This is a genomic window from Marinobacter sp. F3R08 (assembly GCF_018860425.1).
Classification (GTDB): domain Bacteria; phylum Pseudomonadota; class Gammaproteobacteria; order Pseudomonadales; family Oleiphilaceae; genus Marinobacter.
Genome location: NZ_JAHKPI010000025.1, coordinates 491,401 through 513,195, shown reverse-complemented (window position 1 = coordinate 513,195; position 21,795 = coordinate 491,401). Strand labels below are relative to the sequence as shown.

Sequence of the window (21,795 nt, the reverse complement as noted above, 5' to 3'; positions counted from 1 at the left end):
ATGATGCTCAGAAATCTTCAAGCATCAGATCTTCATCATCCCCGCTGGCAAACGGATCATTCACAACCTTCCCATCGTTAATCAGGAATTCACGGCGTTGCAGGAAAGCGTTACGAACGAACACGTAGCTGTCTCCGGATATAAACCCTTCCGCCGGGATCAAGTCTGCGCGTTTATCAACAACCTGAAGACCCCGGGCGTAATAGACGTCGGGACGGTCCAAAGCATCCCACGTGGATGGAAGCGCAAAACCATCGGTGACAAACCCGGTAAAATCTCTTGGTGTGGAAGGCCCGAGCAACGGAAGCATGAGATAGGGCCCCGAGCCGGAACCCCAATAGCCCAGCGTCTGACCGAAATCCTCAGGCCGTTCGGGCAGATCAAACGCAGTTGCAACGTCGATCAAGCCTCCCAGACCGAAGGTGGTGTTGTAGGTGAAGCGACCGATCGCAACAACGGCAGACTCCCCTTTTAATTGCAGCAAGCTGTTGGTGAAATTCCGGAGTTCCCCCAGATTGTTGAAAAAATTGGTGATGCCACGGTCAACAATTTTGGGGGTGAACGTCCGATACACCCGGGCTACCGGTTTCAGGAACCAACGGTCAATGGTCTCGTTGAAGCTGTATACCTTTCGGTTCCAGCTTTCCCATGGATCCTGCGGATCAACCGGAACCGCATGCTCAGGGGCGGGTTCCTGTATGCTCTGGGCGACAGCCTCGCCCGTTGACAGAAATGGGGCGAAAAACAACAACAGGGCCAGAGGAGCAAGCCAGCGCCGGAAAGAAATGTGTTTCATCATCTTCTCTTGGGTTGTTTAATTCGTAACGATTCGTCGAAAATACCAGCGCTTTTTTTCTATTATTAAACCTTTGTTCCGGAGAAACAGATGCCAGTACCGGGAAACCTTGTAAGCACGATAACAATGCCTCTCCGCTGGGGGGACATGGATGCATACGGCCACGCCAACAATACAGTCTACTTCCGTTTTTTTGAGGAAGCGCGCATTGTCTGGCTGGCGTCACTTGAACTCGGTGGTCCTGATGAGCCAACCGGACCGGTTATTATAAAGACCAGTGCCACCTTTCTAAAGGAGTTGACCCATCCGGCAACGGTTGAGGTGAAAACATACGCCGACAAGGCAGGCAACACCAGTCTCGACACCTATCATTTACTGACAGATACCGACACTGGCGCTGTTTATGCGGAGGGCTATGCGAAAATTGTTTGGTTCGACCGCACATCACGTTCTTCGATCCCTCTCCCAGACACCCTCAGGACCCTGGCAAAGACATGAGCTAACGGATTCCTACCGGCGGCGTATCACAACGCTGCCGATGGAATAACCTGCCCCGAACGAACATATGACTCCAAGATCACCGCTGACCAGGTCACCCTTGTGTTTATGGAATGCGATGATTGAGCCGGCAGAGCTGGTGTTCGCGTACTCATCCAGAATCACCGGCGCCTCTTCCACACTGGCATCCCGACCAAGAACCTTACGTGCAATCAACTGGTTCATGTTCAGGTTTGCCTGGTGCAGCCACATTCGGCGGAGATCATCAGGAACCAGCGACAAGCTCTGCAGTTGTTTCTGAATCGTCTCGGCAACCAGAGGTGACACCTCTTTGAACACCTTTCGTCCCTGCTGCACAAACAGTTTGTCCGGTTTTCCGACACCAGAATCATCCGTGCGGTTCAGGAACCCGAAATTGTTCCGGATATTATTTGAGAATTTGGTCTTCAAGCTTGTGCCCAGAATCTCAAATCCCTGACCATCCCTGGCGTCTTCTTCCCGCTCAACCAGAATGGCTGTGCAGGCATCGCCGAAAATGAAGTGGCTATCCCGGTCCCGAAAGTTGAGATGAGCCGAACAAATCTCCGGGCTGACCACCAGAACAGAGCGGGCGCTGCCATTTTCGACCGAATTGACCGCAGCCTGGAGCCCGAAGGTAGCGGAGCTACACGCCACGTTCATATCGTAGGCAAACCCTTCGATACCGAGAGCTTGCTGAACTTCTATAGAAACCGCCGGATAGGCCCGTTGCAGGTTCGAACAGGCAACGATCACGGCATCAACATCCTGCGCTGACTTGCCCGCTTGCTCAAGGGCTTCACGGCAGGCTATGACCGCCATTTCGCATTGAACCGAGGGCTCGTCGTTATTGCGTTCAGGGATGTAGGGTGTCATTCGCCCGGGATCGAGAATGCCATCCTTGTCGATGACGTGCCGGCGCTTAATGCCAGAGGCTTTCTCGATAAATGCAGACGAGGATGGCTGCAACGCCGTTACATCGCCGCTGGCGATGTCATCTGCATTCTCTTCGTTAAACAGTTCAACGTACTGATTGAAAGCTTCTACCAGTTCGTCATTTTCAATGCTTGCTGGCGGTGTGTAGAGACCGGTCCCGCTTATAACGGCTTTAATCACGCTAACCCCACGTCATGATGGTGACAACAGAATGCCTGCTGCCCCGTCTGTTTGTTTCATCAACCTAATGTCAGAAATACTAACACAGGTTCCGGGTTTTGCTCGTCGGCTGTCGATCACAGGCACCGGAATGGTGCAGTCATTCTTCCCTCATACCCTGGTTTTCTCCCATTGCCGGTCCAGCCGTTTGACCGAAACTGTCATGGCAGTGCCCAATTGTTGGGCGAAAAACGACACCCGGAACTCCTCCAGCATCCACCGGTAGAGCACCAGTTCGGGGTCACGAACTCCCTGGCGCTGGTGCTCACCCCGCTTAGCCGCATACCGGGACCAGAGAGGTTCAATAAGATGGAGAAATTCCCGCTCCCGGCCCATTTCCCGGGGCATTTTCTCAAGCCGCACCAGAGCCGCCTCGAAGTAGCGCCCAAACTCCGCCAGCCACTCGGCCTCGGTTTCCACCAGAAAGCCGGGATACACAAGGTTCTGCAGCTGGAACTTGAGATCAGCCATACTGTTGGCAAACGCCAGGTTGATTTTACCCTTCAATTGTTTCGCCACTTTCTGGTAACCGGTCATAGCAAGATACAACCTCTCGTCTGCCTGCTCGAGAGCCGGAATAAAGTCCCCTCTGCGGGCATCAAAAACGCGGTCATAGTCTTCTACCGTCCTTGGAACAGCCCCCGTCAGAAAGTGTTTCATAACCGTTGCCAAAAGCAGGTCGTCCAGTAATACCTTCGACTGCCCCACCGGAGCAAACATCAGGGCAGACTGTTTGAAATGGGGCAGCTTGCGCTCCAAATCGTCCAGCGTCCTTCCAAACCGGTTGAGTATCAGGCGGGCGATCGCCTTTCGAGTGGTGTTTTCAGCGGTCCGCTGATCCAGACAGCGTATCTGTCGCACCTGTTTTCCCAAATCCTCAAGCGCGGGATATACCGTAACCTGCATTCCACCCTTCTCGGTCTGGACCTGCTCAGGCAATGATCCGAACTGCCAGTCACTATATTCGCCGTCGGGAACCTCCCTGGAAGTCTCTTGAGTGGCCGATGCCAGCGCCTGCTCAGCCTGTCCCTCAAGTTGATATTGCAGCTCAGCCGTCTCCCGGCTCTCGGCAATTCGACGACCGCCATCGCCAATAACACGCAGATTCATCCGAAGATGCTTGGGCAAGTCCGATTCCGACCATGCGTCAGAATCAATCTGTACGCCTGTCATACGGCGCAACTGCTCACCAAGTTGAAGCACAAGAGGCTCATTGGAGGGCTTAAGGTTCTCCAGTGCCGCATCCACAAAATCAGGCACCGGTACAAAATTCCGGCGCAACGCCTTGGGCAGAGACTTCACCAGAGCGATGCATTTTTCCCTCAACAGCCCCGGCACCAGCCATTCCAGTCGGCGTGCCGGAATCTGTTTGAGCGCCATCAAAGGGACCTGCAGCGTGACTCCGTCCTTTTCGCTGGTGGGTTCAAACTCGTAGCTAAGCGGATACCGAACGCCCTCCCACTCGAGGTAATCCGGGTACAGGTCCGCTGCCTGCGCATCCACCGGGCGCTGGAGAATGTCGGCTTCAGTGAGCTCCAGCTCCTTCAGCTGCTCAGCGGAAAAGCCCTTCCACCAGGATTCGAAATGCCGACCACTGATGATGTCTGCAGGCAGGCGTTCATCGTAAAAAGCAACCAGTGCCTCATCATCAACAAGCAAATCCCGACGGCGAGTCTTCTTCTCAAGATTCTCAACAGTATCGAGCATTTCCCGGTTACGGGCGATAAAGGGCGCCTTTGACCGGTAATCCCCCTCCACCAGCGCTCGCCGGATAAACAGATTGCGACACTCGGCCGGATCTACCTTGGCATAAGGAATGCGACGCTTGGCGACAATATCCAGACCGTACAACGAGACTTTTTCGTAGCCCATTACCTGGGCTCGCTTCTGCTCCCAGTGGGGTTCGAAATAGTGGTGCTTGACGATATGACCGGCCAGAGGCTCAATCCATTCCGGTTGAATGGAAGCCACCACACGGGCGAACACCCGGCTGGTTTCCACGATCTCGGTAGCGACGATCCACTTCGGTCCCGTCTTTGACACCTTGGAGCCCGGAAAGATCATCAGTTTCCGGTTTCGTGTCGCCAGATATTCCTTTTTCTCTACTTTGACCGCTACCTGGCCAAGAAGACCAGCCAATATCGCCTTGTGGAGAGAGTCGTAATTCGCGGCCTCAGTGTTGACCGTCAACTTCTGCTCTCGACAGATCAGCGTCAACTGGCGATGGATATCCCGCCACTCGCGCATGCGCATCCAGCTCAGGAAGCTCTTCTGGCACACCTTCTTCAACTGGTTCTGGGACAGTTCCTGCCGCTGTTCTTCATAGAAGTTCCAGACATTGAGCAGCGTGAGGAAATCCGACTCCTTGTCATTGAAAGGAGCATGAGCCTGATCCGCCGCCTGCTGTTTGTCCTGTGGCCGCTCCCGTGGATCCTGAATGCTTAACCCGGAAATGATCACCAGCACTTCCGACAGACTGCCGAGTTCAGCCGCCGTAACCAGCATCCTTGCCAGGCGCGGGTCGAGGGGCAAACGCGACATGGTTCGCCCAAGCCGAGTAACACGTCGTTTGTCATCGACCGCACCCAGTTCTTCCAGGAGCTTGTAACCATCGTTGACCTGGCGTTTATCCGGCGCCTCGAGGAACGGGAACTGCCGAATTTCTCCAAGGCCGGAGGTGGCCATTTGCAGAATGACAGATGCCAGATTGGTGCGCAGGATTTCCGGATCGGTGTATTCCGGACGATTGATGAAATCTGTCTCATCGTACAACCGAAAACAGATTCCCGGTGCCACCCGCCCACAACGACCAGCTCTCTGATTGGCACTGGCCTGGGAAACAGGTTCAATCGGCAACCTCTGAATTTTTGAACGCACGCTGTAACGGCTGATTCTGGCCACACCGGTATCGATTACATAACGGATACCCGGCACCGTCAGTGATGTTTCCGCCACGTTGGTGGAAAGCACTATCCGCCGCCCTTTATGGGACTGAAACACCCGATTCTGCTCGGCGTTACTCAACCGGGAATACAGAGGCAGGATATCCGTGTGGCGCAAATCGGCATGTCGCAAGACTTTGCTAAGGCTACGGATTTCCCGTTCACCGGGCAGAAACACCAGGACATCCCCGGGCGGCTGCTTCTCACTCCGTTCGTGCTGTTCGATTTCGTCCAGTGCGCCCAGCACTCCGTCAGTCCAGCCCTGGTCCCGATCGTCTTCATCGCCGGTTAGTGGCCGATACCGCACATCCACCGGATAGGTCCGGCCACTCACTTCAATAACAGGAGCCTTATCAAAAAACTCGCTGAAGCGCTCCACTTCGATGGTTGCGGACGTGATAATGACCTTCAGATCCGGGCGCTTGGGCAGGAGCTGGCGAAGATAGCCAAGCAGAAAATCGATATTGAGACTGCGCTCGTGAGCTTCGTCGATAATGATCGTATCGTAGCGATCCAAAAACCGGTCGTGCTGGACTTCCGCAAGCAGGATCCCGTCGGTCATCACCTTCACCCGGGACTGCTCGGAGGTATTGTCGGTAAACCGGACTTGATACCCGATCTGCTGGCCTGTCTGCTCCCCGATTTCTTCGGCAATCCTGGCCGCCACACTGCGGGCTGCAATTCGGCGAGGCTGCGTATGACCAATCAGACCCCGGATTCCTCGACCACTATTCATACAGATTTTCGGAATCTGAGTGGTTTTCCCGGAACCCGTTTCCCCGGCGATGATGACAACCTGGTGATTTTCGATAGCGTCACGGATATCGTCAACCCGATCGGAAACCGGTAATCCCTCAGGGAAAGTGGCAGGTTTGTGCCGGGCATGGCGTTGCTGCACCTTATCCAGGCCACGTTGCAGCCAGCCTGCCATTTTTTCGAGGTCTTTCTGACCAGGTTTACCCTTGGTGCGGGCAATCGTTTTAACGATGCGTGCCGCTTCCTGCTGATTACAAGCGTCCAACTGTTCCATCATGGATTTGACAGCTGCTTCACTATCGAGCCTGGGCCTGGGTTTACGCGGAGTATCGGAACGGGTGTCTGTCATTGAATTGCCGGAATCACGCTCACTCTGAATCGATTGGGCGACAGTCTATCGGGAAAGTCAGTTTCTTAAAAACAGAAAACCCCGCCAACGCGGGGTTTTCTGATCAACGACCAATCGGGTTTACGTGTTATTCGCTTCGTCCCGAAGCTCACGACGCAGAATTTTACCTACGTTGGTCTTGGGCAGTTCGTCACGGAACTCAAACTTCTTGGGCACCTTGTAAGCAGTAAGACGCTCACGACAGAATTCCTTGACCTCGTTCTCTGTTACACCTTCAGCTGTCGGCACCAGGTACACTTTGACCGCTTCGCCACTCTTCGAATCGGGCACGCCAACAGCAGCGCACTCAACCACCTTCGGGTGACTGCTCACAACGTCTTCAATCTCGTTTGGAAACACATTGAAACCTGAAACGATGATCATGTCTTTCTTTCGGTCAACAATGCGGATGTACCCATCCTCCTGAATCAGGGCAATGTCGCCGGTACGAAGGAAACCATCCTCGGTGAACGATTTCTGGGTATCTTCCGGGCGCTGCCAGTAACCGCGCATAACCTGCGGTCCTTTCACACACAATTCGCCGGGTTCGCCCAGCGGCGTCTCGTTTCCTTCCTCGTCCAGCGTCTTTACTACGGTGGACGGAATCGGGAGGCCGATGGTACCAATCTGAATGGCGCTGTGCGGATTAAACGTCACGACTGGAGAGGTTTCGGTCATACCAAAACCTTCACAGATTTCACAACCGGTGACTCGCTCCCACATCTTGGCAGTGTCACTCGTCAGTGCCATACCACCGGAAGAGGTAAGTTTCAGAGTGCTGAAATCCAGATTCTGAAAATCCTGATTGTTGCAAAGCGCAACAAACAGAGTGTTCAGACCGAGAAACGCGGTAAATTTATGATTCTTTAACTCTTTCACAAATCCCGGAATATCACGAGGATTCGGAATCAGTATATTGTGGGCACCTGCTTCGAGCATGATTCCACAGTTCAGAGTAAAGGAATAAATGTGGTACAGCGGCAACGGGGCAATCACGACTTCCTGCCCTTCAACCACCATATTTTCCATCATCGGACGTGTCTGCAGCAGGTTGGCCACCAGATTTCCATGAGTCAGCATTGCGCCTTTCGCCACCCCGGTCGTACCTCCGGTGTACTGAAGCACCGCAATGTCGTCTTGCTTACACTCAACGGGGGTGAACTTCTCGCGGGCACCTGCGCTGAGCACTGCCGGAAGTTTGTGCGCCTGAGGCAGATTGAATGCCGGCACCATCTTTTTGACGTGTTTGATAACCGCATTCATCAGCGTGCGCTTGATGGGCGAGTGCATGTCCGCAATTTCGGTAACAATTACGTGCTCAATGCTGGTATGGGGCAACACCTTCTCGGCGTTCTCCGCCATGTTGGCGAGCACAACCAATGCCTTGGCTCCGGAATCGTTAAACTGGTGCTCCATTTCCCGCGTGGTGTACAGCGGATTGGTATTCACCACAATCATGCCTGCCCGCATGGCACCAAACACAACAACCGGGTATTGACCGACATTCGGCATCTGGACAGCAATACGATCACCGGGCTTAAGGTCTGTCTTGTTCTGAAGCCAGGCTGCAAAGTTACGGCTCTGGGTGTCGAGGTCACGGTAAGTGAGAGTTGCACCAACAGCACTGAATGCGGGGCGATCGGCAAATTTTTTGACCGATTGCTCGAATACATCCACCATACTTTGGTACTTGTTCAGGTCCACCTCTCGGGGTACGCCCGCGGGGTATTTGTCCTGATAGAACTGCTCGAAATCCATCACCATCTCCTGTTTGGCGCTTTTGATTGTAATGATTTACCAATGTCAAGTTGCTGAGAAAATCAACCCTACAAAAGTATCACCCTCAAAAAAGTGGGGAGAGAATAGCAGTTTTGAAACCGATGAGGTAGTTTTCGGGACTCTGATCCGAACACCTGTACTCAAACGACAACCGTGCGGAGAACGCGATGAGCGATACCCTTGATAGTCTGGAAAATATCACTTACGACGAACTGAACGAGGGCGATACCGCCACGTTCACGCGGACCCTCTCTGAGGAGGATCTGGTGTTGTTTGCAGCGGTTTCTGGTGATGTGAACCCGGTACACCTCGACTCTGAATTTGCGGCCGACTCCATGTTCAAGGAACGGATCGCCCACGGCATGTGGAGTGGCTCCCTGATCTCGGCGGCACTGGCTACCGTGATGCCGGGTCCCGGCACCATCTACCTTGAGCAAAGCCTGTCCTTCAAGCGCCCGGTTACCCTTGACGATACCCTTACTGTAAAACTGAAGGTTCTGCGCAAGGAACCGAAAGGCCGGGTCGTGGTCGAGTGCGACGTACGCAATCAGAACGATCGACAAGTCGTCATGGGAGAAGCCAAAGTCATCGCGCCGACGGAAAAAATCTCTCTGCACAAACCACGACTGCCGAAGATCACTATCGAAACATAACAGTCTTGTCCGGGCAGCCCAGGCTGCCCTATTAATACCTCTCTATCCTGGCAGAAAATCAATCGGGAATCGGACCTTTCGGGCCTCAACATTATCGGCCCCGAAGCTGAACAGGCGGACCCGCATGGCAATTCGCTGCTCAAGGGTTGGATGCTCAAGCTCTGAACTGACCACCTCACAGGCGGAAACGGACCCATCCGGCTCGATCACCAATTCCAGCAATACCTTGCCCTCAAGGGTCGGATCCTGCCGCAGTTCCCGCTGATACATGGAATAGAGCGCGGTTTTTTCAGCATCAAACACTTTTCGAATATTACTCATCGCGCGCTCTCCAACAGACGGCATATCCCCGGCCGGTTTAGCGGCTACTTGCGGCGATGGTTCAACAGGGGCCTTAACCGTCTTCACCTTATGTTCAGCCACAGCGACGTTTGCTTTCGGGGCACTCGAGTCCTTAACGCCGCCACTTCCGCTCAGCGCCTGGCTGGCATCATCAGGCCATTCGGCGTCAGGGCGTGTGTCTGATGCTACATTTACAGCAAACTGCCTCGTTGCAGTTGGCTCCGGTGACCGGAGAGAGGCCAGCTTATCGGTCATGGCCAGCAGCCCGGAGCGGGACGCTTTTTCACGGGCCTGCTCCGTCGTTTGTTCTGGCTTTACCTGTGGCGTTACGCTGACTTCCGGAGCAGGCCTGACCTCCTGTTCGGTTTTTGCCAATCTCGGTTCTGGCTTCTCCGGCTCTTCTTTTTGCACTTCCGGCTCAAGCTGCGCTGTCTCCGGCTGGCTAACCGGTTGCGGTTTTTCCACAAGACGGGCCAGCCTGGGGGGGATCTTTTCTGCCTCGTTGCGCTCAATCGCAGGCACATCCATCATTGGAATCAGGAGCGCCGGCGGCAGGAACAGCATCAGCACAGCCAACAGGATACCCGCGAACCGTCGACTCTCGCCGAGTTCCCGATTCCATGGCATTGCCGGATCAGCCTCTGGAGCGAATTGATTATCAGCCATTGCGGACCGCTCCTTCCACAGCAAGCTTCACCCGTCGATATTGTTCATCCACGCACGTCTGCATCACCTTCCGAAGCAATCGATAGTCGGTTTCCCGGCCGGCCAGAATAGTCACCTCAAGTCCCTCTTCGGGGAGAGTGGACCATCGGGTGCGGCGTAACGAAAGTTCGTCTGACAAACCTGAGATGTAAGTATCACTGCTCTCAATGCCTTCCAGCCTTGCGACTTCAGTGCCCTGAACCAGAATGGCACTGGACGTTACCTGGACTGTCAGGCTTTCAATCGCCTCCTGCTCAACAGTGGACTCCGGAAGCGGCACCTTCGCGGTGTTCTGCATAACCTTCACATCCGAAGAGTTCACCATCAGGAAGAACACCAGAAGGGTAAAAATATCCATCAGTGACACCAGATTCAGCCCGCCTGACTTATGCATCCGACTGTAATGCCGACGAATTCTCTTCGCCTTACGGGAAGTCCTCATGCATCCTCCCCTGACCCGACTACGGCATTGCCAGCAAGCGCCCGATCCTCGGGCGCATCCATCAGTGAGACATTGGGAAACAACTCCCCTTCAACCACGCTGGCCGCAACCACCGTCGGATAGGAGCGAACAGTATCCATGGCAGTAACCAAGGTCTGATAATCGATATCGGGGCCGACCTCCAGCACCACATCGGTTTTATCCGGCACCCGGCTCTTAATCTGTCTGAGTACCTGGCGAAGGCTTTCAAAGTCCTGCACTTGCTGATTCACCGGCAACACTCTGATCAGGCCGCGATCGCTGTCAGCAATCTCGATACCTTCAGGAATCAAGGTAACAACAAGACGGAACTGCTCGGGTTCCGGTGCCTGTCCTGCCTCCATCCCCGGGAAATCCAACTCAATCATCCTGACCTGACTGAACACCATACCCAGTAACAGAACGGGCACCAGCACGATCATGAGATTGAGAAAGGCTGTAATATCCAGTTCCGGTGAGATGCTTGGCCTGCGATTACGGCGTCTCATGGTATTCCCTCAGACTGCCGCCGACCTGGTACCACCGGCAACCCCTCCGGAACCCGCCTCAGAAACAATATTCAGCAACTTCACCCCGGCCATTTCAAAACTGTCCACAATCTCGTTGGTACGGGTCTGCAGTACCGCGTGAAACATGAGCAGCGGAATGGCGGACATCAGGCCGAACGCCGTGGTGTTCATAGCGACTGAAATGCTCTCCGATAGCAGACTGGCTTTCTGGGAAGGGTCTGCCGCTGCCACAGCGGTAAAGGCCGCGATAAGACCAATAATGGTCCCCAACAGACCAAGAAGCGTGGCTATATTGGCAAGAGTCGCAAGGTATTGGGTTCGTTTTTCCAGGCGCGGCAGAACCTCCATTAACCCCTCTTCCATTGCGTATTCGATATCTTCTCGCCGGCTGTTGCTGAGCAGTCGGCCAATTCCCGCTCCCATTATCGTGGCAATAGCACTGTCGGAATTTCGGGCTTCTTTCATCGCTCTTTGATAGTCACGTTTCCTGAGCAACGGCAGGATGCCTCGCTCAAAAATCATTCGGTTGCGGCGTGTCACGGCCGACAGGTAGAAGAACCGCTCCAGAGTGATGGCCAGGCCCAGCGCCAGTACGATAGCGATCGGGTACATAAAGGGCCCGCCTTCCTGGAAAAAACGTGCAATGGTATCCAACATGAAAGTTCTCCCGTTTTTACTGCGCTGTCACAGAGGAGTCTCCGAGGGGACTCAGGATCAGAGGATTAAGGTTTTCGCGAAACAGACGGTGGCGCTCAAGGGCTACCGGATCTGCCGGCCGAACCAGTTCCGGTGCCTGGTCATTCAGATCTGCCCTTGGCCGTCCTGGCAGGCTGGGTGCTTGCCAGGGCAATATGTAAAGTACCCGGGGCTCATCTTCGCCAAGACTTGCTGACAAGCCCTCCACCTTGAGCCGGACAGTGTCATCCTGATCCGCATAGGCGAAATTCATGAGCAGTACCTGAAGCCCGGCGAACATCAGTCCAAGGATCATGCCTTTGGCGGATTTCCGGATATCCATCATTCAGTCCAGTCTCCGTTCCAGATCAGCAACCCAGCCCGCCACCTGCGAGTCATCCTCTTCAGTCAGTTCGCGGTAACGGTTGTAGTGCGCAAGAGCGGTTTCCAGATCCAGCAGATAGAGCTCGGAAATCACAGCCAGATTAAAATGCAGTGCCGCCACCTCCGGTGAATGGGTAATGCCCGTTTCCAATAGTGTGGCGGCTTCGGAAAAGCGGTACTGATCCTTCAGCACCAGCGCCAGATTATTCACCGTCACTGCGTTGGTCGGATCCAACGTGACGGCTCTCTGCCAGGCTTTCACAGCAGCTCCTTTGCGGCCTTCTTCGAGAGCCAGCCGGCCCTGCTCTGCATAGTGTGCTGCCAGTTCCGGATCAGTTTGGGCCGGTTTCTCGGGTTGCCGGACTTCCTGGCCTGCACAACCGGCGAGAAATAACAGAACAAATGCCCAAAGCAGCCGTTCCCTGCGTAACGGATTACACGCCATCGTTAGACCCCATATTCCAGCTGAGCCACTTGACACGGCGCTCGTAACGTCCCGGATGCAGTTCCGCAAGAACGCCAAGACTTCGCCCGATCCAGGCGTCATAGCCCTTCGACAGAATCCGGCGGTGGTTTTCAGTGTGAAGTTGAATGGCCTTTTCTTCGAATGGATAGGCCTCTTCCTCAAGCAGCATCTGGTACTGCATGGCCTCGAGTTCATTCAGATCTGAAGGTACTGCAGAGGTCATCAGATCTCTGGCCAGCGTCCGGTAAAGCTCAGCCCTGCGATACAGCGACTCCGACAGAACCCGTTCACCCCCAAAGGCTTCGGCATCCAGAAATCTCTGTCGTGCGGTATCCAAAGCCTGATGCTTGCGGTCCAGTGCCTGCTCCAGCGGGTGACCCAGGCCGATCCCGGTAAATACGGCCGCAGCACGAGCGCCGAGCACCAGAGAGGCCCGGGATGCCCACTCAAGCGTCTTGCGGCTGTGCCAGGAGCTGTCCATCTCTGCCTGTACCAGCGCTTCACGCCAATCATCAGGCGCCTCACTGGTTTCAAGCAGGCGATAACGGAAAGCCTGCAGCCTTTCATGCTCCGCTCCATCATCCGCCCTGGGGCCAGTTGCGAGGTAGTCCCGGTACAGGGCATTCCGTTCAGCCACATGCCCAGCTTCGTTGAGAAGTTCTGCGGCTCGCAGTCTCAGCGGCCAGGGGTTCGTATCGCTATCAGCAATCTTGAGCAATTCTGATGCGGCCCGGGTCGGTTTACCGGACTGAATCCAGGCATAGACCAGTTTTTCACTGATGCCTGTGGCCAATTCATGCCGGGGATGTTCGGCCCGAAACTTCTGCAGATCATCGACGGCTGCGTTCCAGTCAGCCGCCTTGAGCAAGGTAGTGGCGGCATCATAACGCGCGCGAATACCAATCTCGGAGCCGGGCAACACCGAATCGACCCGCCGGAAATGATCCACTGCCTCTGTAAATCTGTCATTGGACGCTGCTACTTCACCTTGTCGGTAGACAACCGTCGCCAACTGCTTACGAACATCCGCTACCTGATCGCCGGTAACAGCCCGAAGTGAGCCACTTTCAGCCAGACTCAGTGCGTTACGCCACGCGTGCTCCGCCAGACCAAAGTCACCTTCTTTCTGATGAATCCGGGCTGTCACCTGCCATGCTGTGTATTGCTCTGCCGGCGCGGCTTCCGAGACACCAAGCACCCTGGAGGCGTAGTCCAGTGCCAGCCGAGGATTGCCGGCAGCCAACCATCGAACGGCCAGATCCGCCATCAGGCCGGAAGTCCGGCTATCTCCGGTAAAGCGCCGGGTAAAGCGATTGGCTTCGTCTGAGAGATCCTGCAGCCCGGGCCTGAAGTCCGAGGTCCCTGGTTGCTGTTCGACGCCGTCTATCAACAGGGTAATTGCAGCCCAGCCGGCATCAGCCGCCTCGCTGTAACCGGTTGTTTCGTATGCGGCCTTACGAAAGTTCGCCAAAGCGCCGGAAAGAGCGTCAGCCTGAAGCCTGGCATCCCCGGCAAGCCGCAACACCTCGCCATTCTGGGCGCCCAGTAATGCCAGTCCCTCATAATAATTGGCAGCCTGCAGGAAAGCGGTCTTGGATTGCGCCGCCTCATCCTTCTCTGCCAGGCGCGTGCCCAGATCATAGTGATAATCTGCCAACCCTCTGCTGAAATCTCGCCATGCGTCCTGCTCACTCGGATTCAGGGTGTCAAAACTGGATCTTGCGCTATAACTCTCAACAAATCTGGCTCGGGCTTTACGAACTTCGTTCGGTTCACCCGCTTCTTGCCAGACCTCCACCACCTGTAACCGAAAGGCCGGCACAGTATGGTGGTCTGGGGAATAACGGATAAACGCCGTATTGGTCGCGACACTTGCGCTACTGTCGCCCCGAATGGCGTAGTAATCCGCAAGCCGATCAAACAACAGGTGCTCCCAGGGATGCGACTCCGTCCTGTCCAACCAGGAAATCAATGTTTCCGGGCCACTGTTTCGAGCCGCCATCATTGCCAACACCCGGAAGGTATCGTCGATGGTATCAACGTTGGCATCACTTACCGCATCCAGGCTCTGCTCCTGCGGCAGGAACTCGTCGAGCACCTCAATGAACGTCATCGCGGCGCGGTTCCAGGCAACAGGCCCCTGCTTGAACTGACTCCACCCGAGCATATACCTTGCCTTGGTACTGAACTCTCCGCTGCCATCGGATGCAATCAGTTGCCGATATTCGTTCTCCGCCTCGACGAACTGACCTGCTGCGAAGGCATACTCAGCCAACCGGAACCGAGCCTCCGGGACGAGGGGCGATTCAGGGTACAACCCAACGAGGTGCTGGAGCCTCTGGATAGACGCCTCCTGTTGTCCGATCAGGGCATGCGCCTTGGCCATCTGATAGAGCAACTCGTCCTGTCGCCCCTCATAGGTGCCACTGTCCAGAATCGACTCATAGCTACTGATCGCTTCGCTGTACATCGCCCTTTCTTCGGCCGGGGAGAGTCCTGTATCGACTCCTGACTGATCCCGGATATTGCTCAGGCGGTTGAGCGCATCAATCCGAACCTCCGGTTCGGCCGAAGTGCGGAACAAACGGTGATAGCGGCGAGCAACTTCCGACGGCGAAATTGCGGGTAAAGGCCGGCTTTCAAAGGTGAGGAACACCGGGCGCATATCTCCAATAGTCTCACCGTCACGCCCGAGCTCCACCCGGAAAGACTCCTGGGCAATAACCGGGAAAGCCAACAGCAAGCACAGGCAGAAGCTCTGAATCGACCGGATCACAGTTTCTTTTCCTCCAGGCTCTGAAGGGCGAGATAGTCATACAGATGGGCAATCTGCTGTTCGGTTTTATCCAATGCCCGGGCCATCTTCTGGTCCTGGGTTTGGACATAACCAAGAGCAAGCTTATCCAGCGCCGCTTCAGAGGCACCGAGCAACTGACGAACAGACGTCAATAGCGCACTGTTCTGGTCTTTTAACATCAAGGCAGAATGACGCAATTTATCCAGCGTGTCCGGATGCCTCGAGGTATCACTTTGAACCTGACTCAGCAGGGTCTGTGCATCAGAGAGGGTTTTCTGAAGAGCCAGAATGCGAGTTTTCTGGCCTGGCTGGGCCATGCTGTCCAGGCGCTTGAGCCTTGCATCCAGCTTCTCGCCCCGAGCCGCCATATTCACAATGCTCTGCTCAGAGTCATGTTGACGAATTCCCTGTATCTGATCCGCCAGAGCCTGCTGGAAAACCTCAAGATCGTGATCGTAGCGATCCAGTTTTACAGTCATCGAGCGAAGAGCTGCCACACGCCCCACGGCCGTCTGAGCATTATGGTCTTCAATGAATCCCAGGAGGTAGGCCATCCGTGGTTGTGTCAGCGTACGACTGTCGGCGAGAAACCAGTCGATACCAGATTCCCGGGCATCTTCTACCAGGGTTTTATAAGCTCCGTGCTCGCGAATCCTTCCGGCAAGTTTGCGAAGGGTCACCCGCTCACTTTCGAATGCGGCGTTGGCAGCAAGGTAAGCTTCACCGGCCTGACCGAGGTAGCCGGAAAGATCATAGCCGCGACCGGTACCGATCCAGGCGTCTGCAACCCCTGGATACGCTAACGGAAACTTCCTGGCTCGATGCCAGCTTTGCATCGCAGCCCGGTGGTTACCTTTTTCAGCCAGAGCCAGGCCATGTAAATAGAGCGCTCTCGGCGTGTTGAAGCTATCCAGATCGACCTTTTCCAGAAAGCCAATCGCTTTATCGAGTTCGCCATGCTGGTAGGCAAGATAGCCCGCCCGAACCAGCACTCTGTTTTTCAGGTAATGCCTCCGCTCCGCCACCGCGTCACCATCAGCCATGGCCAGCGCCACCCTCAGAGCAACCAGTGCCCTGGCCGGGTTGAGATCGGTTTTCGCGTAATCACTGGCAAGGTTGAGGTAACCCAGTGCCGCCCAGTAACCCTCTTTCATACCAGCCAGAACCTGCCCGGCATCGTCAGTGCGCCCCTCGGCTATGGCGCTATCTGCGGCTTCAAACTGCGCTCGCTGCCTGCCATCACCAAGACTCACGCCGACGCCACCGGCTTGCCGGAACCGTTCAACCCCGGCATGCAATTCCTCTGGCAGAGTCGGGGCAGCCGCCGCGGAAACACTGACAACCTTTAGCGACAACAGGATCAGCAGGACACGGAAGTTCATGGCGCCCTACTCCCACTCCGAAAAAGACACTTCAGGATCGTAATCGGGCGCTCGGGCTTCCAGACTCATCTGTAACCGGAGCACGCCGGGACGTTTTCGGAACCGGTGTACGGACTCGCGGCGAACGAAATCCTCGTCGGCAGAGCGGGCGGTAATAACCGTTTTCAGCTCGTGTTCGCCGTTCTTCAGATTTCCGGTAAACAGCGGCTGGATTCCACCCCGTTCTAGCGAGTCCCGCTCTCTTTCGGAATATAAGTGGGACGCAACGGGCTTGCCATTGAGGAACAGTTCCACAGCATCAAGATCTAAGGCATCCCGACTCTGAAGTGTCAGAAAAACTGTCAGTCGGGTATTGGCCGGGTGCAACACTTGCTGCTCAAGAGCGAATACACGCTCAGAATGGCTGGTGATGGCCTCACTCAGGCGTTCAAGTTCCTCATCAAGCTCCGGTGCAGCCAGAGCCGGAACCGCCAGCAATGCAAAAACCAGCGAAACAATGGCGAATACCCAGTGGTGTTCGATCCGGCGGCGTTGTGATTGTTGTATGCCGAACATAAGCCTCCTGCCCGTGTCGATTCTGTAACTCATGCAAACTTCTGTAACAGATCAGCAGGAAGCGTAACACTTGGTAACCGGCAAGAACGGTATCCAGATCACCAAATGAGAAACGTGAATCAGGCAATTGAGGAAGACGGAAGAGTGTCGAGATATTTGACGAAATTCAGTTGGCAAAGGTATGCAGGAACCCAGGATCCGACTTCTGAAGCTATTAAACGATTGTTCCAACAGTAATTAATCCAACTGGCCCTGTATTTGCTCCATAGAGGGCGGCGGGGTCGCCTTCAGGCTACCCCGCTTGATATGCCGAGCTTTGCCGATGCTCTCAACCGCATCGGCTTTTTTTATTTACTCAGCTGTTTCATGGCGGATTCGAGGCCTTCAACGGTCAGCGGGTACATATGATCGTTGACGAGTTGCCGGGTCATGCCCAGGGAACCACCACTCCCCCAATAGCTTTCAGGGAGTGGATTGATCCAAACAACCTTGCGAAAGTGTTCGGAAATACGCTGAAACCAGGTGGCTCCGGCTTCCTCGTTCCAGTGTTCGATTGAACCACCGGGGTGGGATATTTCGTAGGGCGCCATGGTGGCATCGCCCACGAAAATCACTTTATAGTCAGGCGTGTATTTGTGAAGAATATCCCAGGTACTCGACGTCTCATTCATCCTGCGGATATTGTTCTTCCAGACACTTTCATAGATGAAGTTATGGAAGTAGAAATATTCCATGTGCTTGAACTCAAGTCGCGCTGCTGAGAACAGCTCCTCACACACACGGACGTGGGGATCCATGGAGCCACCCACGTCAAAGAAGATGAGCACCTTCACAGCGTTGTGCCTTTCGGGGACCATTTTCAGATCGAGGTACCCCGCGTTGCGGGCAGTCGAGCGAATGGTATCGTCCATATCAAGCTGATCCGCCGCACCCTGCCGGGCAAACTTCCGCAATCGGCGTAGTGCAACCTTGATGTTGCGGATTCCAAGCGTCACGCTGTCATCAAGATCCTTGAATTCACGCTTTTCCCAGACTTTTACAGCCCGGCCGTGACGGCCTTTTTTCTGGCCGATCCGGAAACCCTCAGGGTTATAGCCATTGGCACCAAATGGTGAGGTACCGCCGGTGCCGATCCACTTGTTACCCCCGGCATGGCGCTCCTGCTGCTCTTCCATCCGCTTCTTGAAGGTATCGATCAGCGCCTCGAGGCCTCCCAGAGAGTCGATCCTGGCCTTCTCTTCCTCAGACAGATGCTTCTCGAACTCGGCCCTTAGCCAGTCATCCGGAATGAGCGCTTCCAGGAGCGTATCGAGATTTTCGATGCCCTCGAAATAGGCCTTGAAGGCGCGGTCAAACTTGTCGAAGTGGCGCTCATCTTTGACCAGACAAAGACGGGAGAGATAATAGAACTCTTCCATATCGGCAAAGGCAAGACGCTTCTGAAGGGCTTCCAACAGATCCAGGAATTCCCTCAGGCTCGCCGGTACCTTTGCACGCCGGACTTCAAGAAAAAAATCAATCAACATAAAACACGACTCTTGCTGAGTATCAGCTGCGGCGACGGGCCATGAATGCGAGCTTCTGCAACAGGTGCACATCCTGCTCATTCTTCACCAGGGCACCGTACAGAGGCGGCAACGCGGAGCTGGTATCTTTCTCTTGCAACATTTTTGCCGACAGCTCATCGGCCATCAGCAGTTTCAGCCAGTCAATCAACTCCGAGGTAGACGGCTTTTTCTTCAGACCCGGCACCTTGCGAACATCAAAGAAGAGCTCCAGGGCATCCCGCACAATGTCCTGCTGCAGGCCTGGAAAATGCACATCCACGATATCCTTCATGGTGTCATGGTCCGGGAAGCTGATGTAGTGGAAGAAACAGCGACGCAGGAAAGCATCAGGGAGTTCTTTCTCGTTATTACTGGTGATCACCACGATCGGCCGTTTTTTCGCTTTGACGGACTGTTGGGTCTCGTAAACAAAGAACTCCATTCGATCCAGTTCCAGAAGGAGATCGTTCGGAAATTCGATGTCAGCCTTATCAATTTCGTCGATCAGCAGAACTACCTGCTCATCGGCCTCGAAGGCCTCCCATAGCTTGCCCTTGATGATGTAATTGCTGATGTCTTTTACTTTCTCATCACCCAGCTGCGAATCACGCAAACGGGAAACCGCATCGTACTCGTAAAGACCTTGCTGGGCCTTGGTGGTGGACTTGATATGCCAGGGAATCAGCCGCATTCCAAGAGCGGCCGCCATTTCCTCTGCCAGCAGGGTTTTCCCGGTGCCCGGCTCGCCCTTGATCAACAGCGGGCGCTGGAGCGCAATCGCCGCGTTAACGGCCATCTGCAGGTCATCGGTGGCTACGTATTTCTCGGTACCGGTAAACTTCATGGTCTGGATCCTGTTAGTTATTTTTTCTCGTCTTTCTGGTCAGTTTTCGTTCCTGGATCGTCTTCGGGTAACCCGGACTCATCCTGATCGTAATCGGGTAAATCATCGAACTCGGACAGATCGAAATCATCCAGTCCGAACTCTTCTTCGTCATCATCTTCAGCCGCATCAGCGTCAGAGGGATCGGCGATATCCTCCAGCTCCGGGATAACGTCATCCACATCCGCGGGCTCTACCTCCACTGGCGTATCGGCTACCGGAATATCTTCTAACGACTCGTCGACGGAGTCATCGTCCGTGTCTGGAAGCGCCTCGTCTTCAGCCTGCAGAGTCGCCTCGTGTTCGTCGATCACGGCTTCCAGTTGGGCCATATCGTCCTCTGCCGGTTCCTCGGTGACCTCCGGTATCTCCACGGATTCCAGATCATCCTCTATCTCAGGTTCTTCTGGCTCTTCTGGTAGTGCGACTGGCTCTGGCTCCGGTGGTTCGGATTCATCCTGTAGATCATCCAGCGTGTCGCGTTCAGCAGCGGCTTTAGCCTGCTCCTGCTGGCGATGCTTGCGCCTGCGAAGTGCAAACCAGATCAGGCCAGCAATTACAACGAGTCCACCACCTGCAGCGCCATAGGCCCACAAGGGCACTGAAAAATCGGCGTCCGATCCCTCGGGCTCAGCGGGTGCCGGAGCGGGCTCGTCTGTAACCGGCTCCTCCACCTGACTGACATCAATGGGTGACGCAATGTCCGGTTCAGGCTCTGCTTCCGGTGCTTCAGGTTCCGGGGGTGCCGACTCAGCCGGCCCCGCAACCGCTTCCGGCGGTGCCTCGGTGCCTTCAGGCACACTGAACCCGACCGTGGCGCTAAATTTCCGACTGAAGGTCTGGCCATCGGCAATCACATCAAAAGTATAGAGGCCTTCGGCCGGCAAACGACTCACCGAATCACGGTACGTACCATCTTCCGGAGGCTGTTCACCAGACAAAATCTTGGTTCCGCTTCTGCCATCTTCCGATGTGATACTGAGGCTGACCTCAATCACACTCAGGAAGTCCGGATTGGTGATTTTCTGTTGCTCCTCGAAAAATCCAACCCGGATAGTCAGCGGGTCATCTGCCATAAACATCGGAGGTAAAGGGCTTACCACCATTTTCAGATCGCTGACCACGGTGACGCGGCTGCCCTCACCCAGCTCGCCGTCAATACTCCATTGCCCGGCCAACGGCTCGCTGACAGTGATCAGGTCGTAACCGGCTTCTCTTGCCCAGCGAACGTTGTCGGGAACTTCCGAAAGACTCGCGATCTGCTTGTCCGGGCGAACCAGTGCAAGTTCACGGGTTTCTGAGGTTTCAGACTCTCCCCAAAAAATCAGTGCGGTAAATTCGCGCACGCCCTCATCTACTGAAAAGCCGTTGCCCTCGATCGGTATCTGTTCCTGGGGCACTGCCGTATTCAGCGCCTGAAGGAACGCCAGGTTCAAAGCATCAGCCGTTTCAGCAACCTGAAAACGACCGCCGGATTCCGTTGCCAGCGCTTTCAAAAAGTCGGTGTCAGCGGCCTCGGACAAAGCCACCGGATGGAACGTGGCTCCCCTTTCAATAAGATCGGCAACAATCGTATCCAAGATCCGCTTTTCTTCAGCACTATTCGTCGCCGAATCGTCGGAGATATCGACCTTCCCATCGGTCAGCAGGATAAAATGGGACCGACTTAGATCACCATCTGTGAAATAGTCATCACTTGCCGTTTCAATTGCGGCACCAAGATTGGTTCTAAGGGCCACTGAATTGATCTGCGCTGAGCGCTGGATGGCCATTTCACGCCACTCGTCAGCCACTTCCCTGTGGGGCACCAGCATGTTGACGTATTGCCCGAACGTCCAGACACCAGCGGTCGCGCCCTCAGGCAAAAGCCGGGCAAGCAAACGAACTGCGGGTTGGCGAAGATTTTTCGGATCGGTCTGTCTCATTGATCCCGAGATATCGACAATGATCCGCACGTCCGACTGCCCCGGCAATTGAACATCGTCAATGTCCTGAGCACTGAGTCCGGCTGGCAAGTTGACCGCCAGTATCAGCGCAAACAGGCCTAACCATCTCGAAGTAATCGCTCTCAAGGCGTCTGTCCT

The 21,795-nt window shown here is 54.9% G+C and carries 18 protein-coding genes; 2 read left to right on the top strand and 16 right to left on the bottom strand.

The features are described 5' to 3' along the window. Positions 1 to 7: 7 nt before the first annotated feature. Positions 8 to 796, bottom strand: coding sequence for a VacJ family lipoprotein (locus KO499_RS17730; RefSeq protein WP_215985076.1), 789 nt, complete (start codon positions 794 to 796; stop codon positions 8 to 10). A 90-nt stretch (positions 797 to 886) separates the two neighbouring features. Between KO499_RS17730 and KO499_RS17725 the strand changes: the two genes are divergently transcribed. Continuing rightward, positions 887 to 1,294 carry an acyl-CoA thioesterase gene (locus KO499_RS17725; RefSeq protein WP_215985075.1) on the top strand — a complete coding sequence of 136 codons (408 nt, stop codon included), beginning with the start codon at positions 887 to 889 and terminating at the stop codon, positions 1,292 to 1,294. A 12-nt stretch (positions 1,295 to 1,306) separates the two neighbouring features. On the opposite strand, the gene KO499_RS17720 is transcribed toward KO499_RS17725, so the two are convergent. From KO499_RS17720 to KO499_RS17710, 3 genes are all read right to left on the bottom strand, one after another. Beyond that, positions 1,307 to 2,428, bottom strand: coding sequence for a beta-ketoacyl-ACP synthase III (locus KO499_RS17720; RefSeq protein WP_215985074.1), 1,122 nt, complete (start codon positions 2,426 to 2,428; stop codon positions 1,307 to 1,309). Between the two features lie 150 nt (positions 2,429 to 2,578). Then, positions 2,579 to 6,514 carry an ATP-dependent RNA helicase HrpA gene (gene hrpA, locus KO499_RS17715; RefSeq protein WP_215985073.1) on the bottom strand — a complete coding sequence of 1,312 codons (3,936 nt, stop codon included), beginning with the start codon at positions 6,512 to 6,514 and terminating at the stop codon, positions 2,579 to 2,581. Positions 6,515 to 6,634: 120 nt separating this feature from the next. Then, positions 6,635 to 8,311 (bottom strand): long-chain fatty acid--CoA ligase, encoded by a 1,677-nt coding sequence (locus KO499_RS17710; protein ID WP_215985072.1) that lies wholly within the window; start codon positions 8,309 to 8,311, stop codon positions 6,635 to 6,637. 188 nt (positions 8,312 to 8,499) lie between these two features. On the opposite strand from KO499_RS17710, the gene KO499_RS17705 reads away from it, so the two are divergent. Further along, positions 8,500 to 8,985, top strand: a complete 486-nt coding sequence (locus KO499_RS17705; RefSeq protein ID WP_215985071.1) for a MaoC/PaaZ C-terminal domain-containing protein — start codon at positions 8,500 to 8,502, stop codon at positions 8,983 to 8,985. A gap of 42 nt (positions 8,986 to 9,027) precedes the next feature. Here KO499_RS17705 and KO499_RS17700 read toward each other — a convergent pair whose 3' ends face one another. The 12 genes from KO499_RS17700 to KO499_RS17645 form a co-directional block, all read right to left on the bottom strand. Continuing rightward, a complete protein-coding gene (locus tag KO499_RS17700) occupies positions 9,028 to 9,993 on the bottom strand; it encodes an AgmX/PglI C-terminal domain-containing protein (RefSeq protein ID WP_228340036.1) in 966 nt (321 codons plus the stop codon). After that, positions 9,986 to 10,474 carry an ExbD/TolR family protein gene (locus tag KO499_RS17695; protein WP_215985070.1) on the bottom strand — a complete coding sequence of 163 codons (489 nt, stop codon included), beginning with the start codon at positions 10,472 to 10,474 and terminating at the stop codon, positions 9,986 to 9,988. The genes KO499_RS17700 and KO499_RS17695 overlap by 8 nt, the downstream gene beginning before the upstream one ends. Beyond that, positions 10,471 to 11,001 carry an ExbD/TolR family protein gene (locus KO499_RS17690; protein WP_215985069.1) on the bottom strand — a complete coding sequence of 177 codons (531 nt, stop codon included), beginning with the start codon at positions 10,999 to 11,001 and terminating at the stop codon, positions 10,471 to 10,473. The genes KO499_RS17695 and KO499_RS17690 overlap by 4 nt, the downstream gene beginning before the upstream one ends. 9 nt (positions 11,002 to 11,010) lie before the next feature. Continuing rightward, positions 11,011 to 11,679: a MotA/TolQ/ExbB proton channel family protein gene (locus KO499_RS17685; protein WP_215985068.1), complete on the bottom strand. Its 669-nt coding sequence runs from the start codon at positions 11,677 to 11,679 to the stop codon at positions 11,011 to 11,013. 16 nt (positions 11,680 to 11,695) lie between these two features. Then, a complete protein-coding gene (locus KO499_RS17680; protein WP_215985067.1) occupies positions 11,696 to 12,043 on the bottom strand; it encodes a hypothetical protein in 348 nt (115 codons plus the stop codon). Continuing rightward, entirely contained in the window at positions 12,044 to 12,526 is a 483-nt protein-coding gene (locus tag KO499_RS17675) for a hypothetical protein (RefSeq protein WP_215985066.1), read from the bottom strand. It abuts the gene before it with no gap. After that, positions 12,516 to 15,323: a tetratricopeptide repeat protein gene (locus tag KO499_RS17670; protein WP_215985065.1), complete on the bottom strand. Its 2,808-nt coding sequence runs from the start codon at positions 15,321 to 15,323 to the stop codon at positions 12,516 to 12,518. The genes KO499_RS17675 and KO499_RS17670 overlap by 11 nt, the downstream gene beginning before the upstream one ends. After that, complete coding sequence (locus KO499_RS17665) at positions 15,320 to 16,726, bottom strand: hypothetical protein (protein WP_215985064.1); 1,407 nt, start codon at positions 16,724 to 16,726, stop codon at positions 15,320 to 15,322. The genes KO499_RS17670 and KO499_RS17665 overlap by 4 nt, the downstream gene beginning before the upstream one ends. Before the next feature lie 6 nt (positions 16,727 to 16,732). Continuing rightward, complete coding sequence (locus KO499_RS17660; RefSeq protein ID WP_228340035.1) at positions 16,733 to 17,314, bottom strand: AraC family transcriptional regulator; 582 nt, start codon at positions 17,312 to 17,314, stop codon at positions 16,733 to 16,735. Between the two features lie 314 nt (positions 17,315 to 17,628). Continuing rightward, a complete protein-coding gene (locus KO499_RS17655; RefSeq protein ID WP_215985063.1) occupies positions 17,629 to 18,807 on the bottom strand; it encodes a vWA domain-containing protein in 1,179 nt (392 codons plus the stop codon). 22 nt (positions 18,808 to 18,829) lie between these two features. Beyond that, positions 18,830 to 19,672 (bottom strand): AAA family ATPase, encoded by an 843-nt coding sequence (locus KO499_RS17650; RefSeq protein WP_215985062.1) that lies wholly within the window; start codon positions 19,670 to 19,672, stop codon positions 18,830 to 18,832. A 17-nt stretch (positions 19,673 to 19,689) separates the two neighbouring features. Further along, positions 19,690 to 21,783, bottom strand: a complete 2,094-nt coding sequence (locus KO499_RS17645) for a VWA domain-containing protein (protein ID WP_228340034.1) — start codon at positions 21,781 to 21,783, stop codon at positions 19,690 to 19,692. Between the last annotated feature and the right edge of the window lie 12 nt (positions 21,784 to 21,795).

Excerpts from the sequence above, each read along its gene's own strand:
- KO499_RS17730 (WP_215985076.1), bottom strand. The coding sequence starts at position 796 with ATGAAACACATTTCTTTCCGGCGCTGGCTTGCTCCTCTGGCCCTGTTG.
- KO499_RS17725 (WP_215985075.1), top strand. The coding sequence starts at position 887 with ATGCCAGTACCGGGAAACCTTGTAAGCACGATAACAATGCCTCTCCGC.
- hrpA (WP_215985073.1), bottom strand. The coding sequence starts at position 6,514 with ATGACAGACACCCGTTCCGATACTCCGCGTAAACCCAGGCCCAGGCTC.
- KO499_RS17710 (WP_215985072.1), bottom strand. The coding sequence starts at position 8,311 with ATGGATTTCGAGCAGTTCTATCAGGACAAATACCCCGCGGGCGTACCC.
- KO499_RS17705 (WP_215985071.1), top strand. The coding sequence starts at position 8,500 with ATGAGCGATACCCTTGATAGTCTGGAAAATATCACTTACGACGAACTG.
- KO499_RS17700 (WP_228340036.1), bottom strand. The coding sequence starts at position 9,993 with ATGGCTGATAATCAATTCGCTCCAGAGGCTGATCCGGCAATGCCATGG.
- KO499_RS17695 (WP_215985070.1), bottom strand. The coding sequence starts at position 10,474 with ATGAGGACTTCCCGTAAGGCGAAGAGAATTCGTCGGCATTACAGTCGG.
- KO499_RS17690 (WP_215985069.1), bottom strand. The coding sequence starts at position 11,001 with ATGAGACGCCGTAATCGCAGGCCAAGCATCTCACCGGAACTGGATATT.
- KO499_RS17685 (WP_215985068.1), bottom strand. The coding sequence starts at position 11,679 with ATGTTGGATACCATTGCACGTTTTTTCCAGGAAGGCGGGCCCTTTATG.
- KO499_RS17680 (WP_215985067.1), bottom strand. The coding sequence starts at position 12,043 with ATGATGGATATCCGGAAATCCGCCAAAGGCATGATCCTTGGACTGATG.
- KO499_RS17675 (WP_215985066.1), bottom strand. The coding sequence starts at position 12,526 with ATGGCGTGTAATCCGTTACGCAGGGAACGGCTGCTTTGGGCATTTGTT.
- KO499_RS17665 (WP_215985064.1), bottom strand. The coding sequence starts at position 16,726 with ATGAACTTCCGTGTCCTGCTGATCCTGTTGTCGCTAAAGGTTGTCAGT.
- KO499_RS17660 (WP_228340035.1), bottom strand. The coding sequence starts at position 17,314 with ATGAGTTACAGAATCGACACGGGCAGGAGGCTTATGTTCGGCATACAA.
- KO499_RS17655 (WP_215985063.1), bottom strand. The coding sequence starts at position 18,807 with ATGTTGATTGATTTTTTTCTTGAAGTCCGGCGTGCAAAGGTACCGGCG.
- KO499_RS17650 (WP_215985062.1), bottom strand. The coding sequence starts at position 19,672 with ATGAAGTTTACCGGTACCGAGAAATACGTAGCCACCGATGACCTGCAG.